This window comes from Arhodomonas sp. KWT (genome assembly GCF_010993615.1).
This window is the reverse complement of record NZ_WNXE01000054.1, coordinates 13,739-17,749: the sequence shown is the minus strand read 5'-3', so window position 1 is coordinate 17,749 and position 4,011 is coordinate 13,739. Positions and strand designations below refer to the sequence as shown.

At 58.9% G+C, this 4,011-nt stretch carries 7 protein-coding genes; 5 read left to right on the top strand and 2 right to left on the bottom strand.

The window, feature by feature from the left end; translation table 11 throughout:
- The 3 genes from G7A99_RS10160 to G7A99_RS10150 all read left to right on the top strand — a co-directional run.
- On the top strand, nucleotides 1–165 hold a 165-nt coding region (locus tag G7A99_RS10160; protein WP_240466232.1), incomplete at its 5' end, for a 2-methylaconitate cis-trans isomerase PrpF family protein.
- Between the two features lie 351 nt (nucleotides 166–516).
- Nucleotides 517–840, top strand: a complete 324-nt coding sequence (locus tag G7A99_RS10155; RefSeq protein WP_163139941.1) for a hypothetical protein — start codon at nucleotides 517–519, stop codon at nucleotides 838–840.
- 119 nt (nucleotides 841–959) lie between these two features.
- The gene (locus G7A99_RS10150; protein WP_163139939.1) at nucleotides 960–1,415 is read left to right on the top strand and encodes a hypothetical protein; all 456 of its coding nucleotides are present in this window, start codon (nucleotides 960–962) and stop codon (nucleotides 1,413–1,415) included.
- A 304-nt stretch (nucleotides 1,416–1,719) separates the two neighbouring features.
- Here G7A99_RS10150 and G7A99_RS10145 read toward each other — a convergent pair whose 3' ends face one another.
- The gene (locus tag G7A99_RS10145; RefSeq protein ID WP_163139938.1) at nucleotides 1,720–1,977 is read right to left on the bottom strand and encodes an alpha/beta fold hydrolase; all 258 of its coding nucleotides are present in this window, start codon (nucleotides 1,975–1,977) and stop codon (nucleotides 1,720–1,722) included.
- Between G7A99_RS10145 and G7A99_RS10140 the strand changes: the two genes are divergently transcribed.
- Nucleotides 1,966–2,346, top strand: coding sequence for a hypothetical protein (locus G7A99_RS10140; protein WP_163139936.1), 381 nt, complete (start codon nucleotides 1,966–1,968; stop codon nucleotides 2,344–2,346). The genes G7A99_RS10145 and G7A99_RS10140 overlap by 12 nt on opposite strands.
- 103 nt (nucleotides 2,347–2,449) lie before the next feature.
- Here the strand turns inward: G7A99_RS10140 and G7A99_RS10135 are convergent, their stop codons facing one another.
- On the bottom strand, nucleotides 2,450–3,430 hold the full coding sequence (locus G7A99_RS10135; protein ID WP_163139934.1) for an aldo/keto reductase: 981 nt from the start codon (nucleotides 3,428–3,430) through the stop codon (nucleotides 2,450–2,452).
- A 98-nt stretch (nucleotides 3,431–3,528) separates the two neighbouring features.
- Here G7A99_RS10135 and G7A99_RS24885 point away from each other — a divergent pair.
- The coding region (locus G7A99_RS24885) for a LysR family transcriptional regulator (RefSeq protein WP_205599797.1) at nucleotides 3,529–4,011 on the top strand (483 nt) is incomplete at its 3' end.

The following is a 4,011-nucleotide window of genomic DNA, read 5'->3' as shown; positions in this document are numbered from 1 at the left end:
GACGACCGCAGCGCCGTCCACTTCGGCCACCCCAGCGGCACCCTCCGCGTCGGCGCCGAGGCACGGCAGGTGGACGGCGCCTGGACCGTGGAAAAGGCCATCATGAGCCGCAGCGCGCGGGTGCTCATGGAGGGCTGGGTGCGGGTGCCCGGGGACGCGTTCTAGTCCGCACTGATCTGAGTCCTACGGGGAACACCCGGCGGAGTGTTCCCCGTTTGCCGGCGCTGATGGCACTCCGACCTACATTCGCGACTGGTCGTTGTCTTAGGTGACAACGTCTAGCCTGTCGCACCTTGCTCCGACTCGTTCGCCTCCCGATACCCGTATATTGCTCCCGGCCTAAACTGCGAGCGGCATATCACGGCGCGAAGTCCCGAGCCGAATAGGAACCTCTGTCCTTACAGGGGGATACGAGCTATATTCAACACGTAGGAAACCGTGATATCACGCGCGCACGTTTATCCGATATTCGTGCGCGATCTAATCACTGTTATGCGCATAAAGGAGTCATGACTAATGGCAAAGACAAAGTTCAACAAAGGTAAGGCGTATCACGGCTCCGATGATGTCACGGAAGGAAAATTGAAAGGTGAAACATGCCTTACTGACTACTTTTATTTCCTTTGTCCAAAATGTGAAGGAAAACAAATATTAAGGGTTTTGGAGTATGAGGTGAGGGTTCATAAAGAAGAAAACGAATACAACGAATTTTATGAAAAGAAAGCCACAGAAGGCTTCACGCTAGCTTTTCATCTTCACTGTGAAAACTGTGGCTTTGATGATTTCACAAAGATTTCGAACATTGGGCTTCAGCAAGGTGATATTCGTGAGCAGCAGTAAGTTGAGTCTACGGCAAAATCGCATAACACGGCGCTCAAAATGGATGCCCACCCCGCTGCGCTTCATGGGTGTCCTTTAGTTCGGCGTTAAGACCCAATAATGACGCATATGGTATTAAAATGAACAGGCTTCGTCAAAATCTGTTTCTGCTAGTCGCGCTAATTTTCCTAATATTAGGCGGTGCATGTAGTGAAGACCCCAATACTGCAAAGGTTAAGAATGAAGTAAAAAACTTTAAGCGGGCACAGGAATTGTACTTTAATGCTGATAGATATCTAAAGGAGATCACTGGTGGCAATTCTATTGTTGGTTCATTTAGTGAAGACGAACGAAATACTTATATCAATAAGTTATCGATCGCACTTAAAGAAGCAAAGTTGGTAAGTGATGGTACACTTTATAAATTGCATCCGAAATTGCCGGAGGCTTATCATTCCATATTCATACCCTGTATAGAAAAGCAATTGAAAGGATTTGCAAAGTACGACCCAAAGGCATCTATTGAAGGGCAAATTCTGCATGATGCATGGATTGACTGGTGGAATGGCAATTATAAAGAGTTTAGGAGGTTGTAATGTTGGGGGTTGGGGGCAGCGGGATTGGGAGGGGGTTGGGGACAGACCACGATTTCCACGGCGGATGGGTATATGCAACAATAAATCGATATAGCTCGTGGAAAATAAGTCATCTAGTAACCGCTTCTCCAGTTCATGAAGCAAACTTCGGGGCGGAATGGTTAACCAGGGGTGCAGTGGAGCGATTTTCCGGTGCGGTGCGCCTCAGAATTGGCCGCTGAGACCAGGCCTAAACGGAAAATCGGGGACAGACCACGATTTCCACGGCGCTGGTGCGGAACCATCGCGTAAGGCTGGGAATGACCTAGGCCTCCATGCCCGCCGTTTCGGCGGCCCGGGGGCGTTCCTCGAAAGCGGGGGAAGGCCATGCCGTCGCCGCGATTACCGTCAGGTCCGTGACCAGGTCGGGCCGCCGGAGCGCCAGCTCCAGCGCGATCGACCCGCCGAGCGACAGCCCGCCAAATCCGCGCAGGTCGTAGGCGATAACCCGGTAACGCGGCGTGAGCAGTGGAATGACGCGGGACCACATCCGCCAGTCCAGGCTGAGCGCATGGAGCAGCACCAGGGGCGGACCATCGCCGCCGCTGTCGAACAGGCGTGTCGTATGATCGTGCAGGTGGAAAGGCCGGGCGACCGGAAGCGCCACTCCGCGATCATTCAGCACCTCGCGTGCGATCCGCAGCATGGTCAGCGCACGTGGATAACCGGCATAGACCGAGACGTGTTCGGCACCGGCGATGATCTTCTCGGGCGCGAGGCCGCAATCGAGTGCGAACCCGATATGGGTGCGCAGCTGGCCCTCTCATCCGCCCATTGCGCCGAGCATGGCGACGGTCGCGAGCTCCCGCGCAACCAGGCCCATGCCTTCGGGTCGGCGATCACCGACCCGAAGGCATGGGTAACGAGGTTGCCCGCGAGCTGCGGGGAATGACTGCCGACGGAGGCGAGAATGCCGTCCATCGCCTCGCCGGTAATGGCCTGCATCGCGTGGCGTCCGGCCGCCGCGTCCTGATCCGGACTGTCTGCCACTGTGCTCACGCGTCAATACCCTTCATGCCCTCGGCGGTGTAGCGATCCCCCGTAAAGCTGCCTGGAGCATAGGCGCGATCCAGCTCGGTCAGATCATCGGCGGTAAGGTGAACGTCGGTAGCGGCGATATTCTCTTCGAGATAGGCCACCCGCTTGGTGCCCGGAATGGCAAACACGCCCTTGGCCAGCACCCAGGCGAGCGCGACCTGCGAAGGCGTCGCCTCTCGCCGGTCGGCGATGTGTCGCAGCGTACCGAGACGCGCGACGTTCGCCTCCAGCGCCCCGTCGGCAAAGCGCGGCGCGTTGCGGCGGAAGTCGTTCTCGGCCAGATCGCCGCAATTCATCGTGCCCGACAGCAGTCCACGCCCCAGTGGGCTGTAGGCGACAAACGCGATCCCCAGTTCACGGCAGGCGGGAAGCACCCCGGTCTCCATGTCGCGGGTGGTCAGCGAGTATTCGCTTTGCACGGCCGCCACCGGGTGAACCGCATGGGCGCGGCGCAGGGTTTCGACGGAGACCTCGCTGAGGCCGATATGCCCGATCTTGCCCGCCTGCACCAGCCCGGAAAGCACCTCCATGGTTTCCTCGATCGACCGCCCCGCCTCGGCGCGGTGGACGTAGTAGAGGTCGAGCCGCTCGACGCCGAGACGCCTTAAGGACGCTTCACACGCCCGCCGGATATAGTCCGGGCTGTTGTCGATGGTGCGGGCGTATTCGCCGGGTGCCTTGCGAATACCGAACTTGGTAGCGATGAAGGCGTCGCTACCGCCCTCTTTCAGGAAGCGGGCCAGCAGTTCTTCATTGTGACCATTGCCATACATGTCGGCGGTGTCGAACATCCGCACGCCCAGCTCATAGGCACGCCGGAGCACGGCCAGTGACCGGTCGTCATCGGTCTCGCCGTAGAATTCGGACATGCCCATGCAGCCCAGGCCAAGCGCGGGCAGCGTCGGGCCGGCAGTTCCGAGAGGAAGGGTCGGGATCATGATTTCGCTCCAGTCTGACGTGGTCGAAGGATTCTTGCAGGCAGATTCTCTGCTGAGAATTCGGTATATCGACACGTCATCTGTGCAAAAATGATCAGATGGATTGGCGCGATCTTCATGTTCTGGCGGTGCTGCACCGGGAGGGTTCGCTGGCCGGCGCGGCGCGCGCGCTGGGTGTGAACCACGCCACCGTGTCGCGCCGGCTCGCCGCGCTCGAGGGAAGCGTCGGTCACAAGCTGGTGCGCCGGCTCGCCCGTGCCACGCCGCTGACCGACAAGGGGCGGGAGATCGCCGAAATCGCCCTGGACATGGAGCAGCAGGCGCACCGCATCGAGCGCCTCGTTCACGCCACGCGGGGCACGCTGACCGGCCGCGTCAGGCTGACGGCGCCGCCGGTGCTCGTCAGTGAAATCATCATTCCCGCCTTGCGCGACCTGCGCGCCGCGCATCCGGGCCTGGAAATCGTGCTATCCGCGAGTTCGCACATCGCTTCGCTCGACAGCGGTGAGGCCGATCTGGCCGTACGCATGATCGAGCCACAAGGGCGACAGAACATCATGCGCCGAATCGGCTCGGTCGCT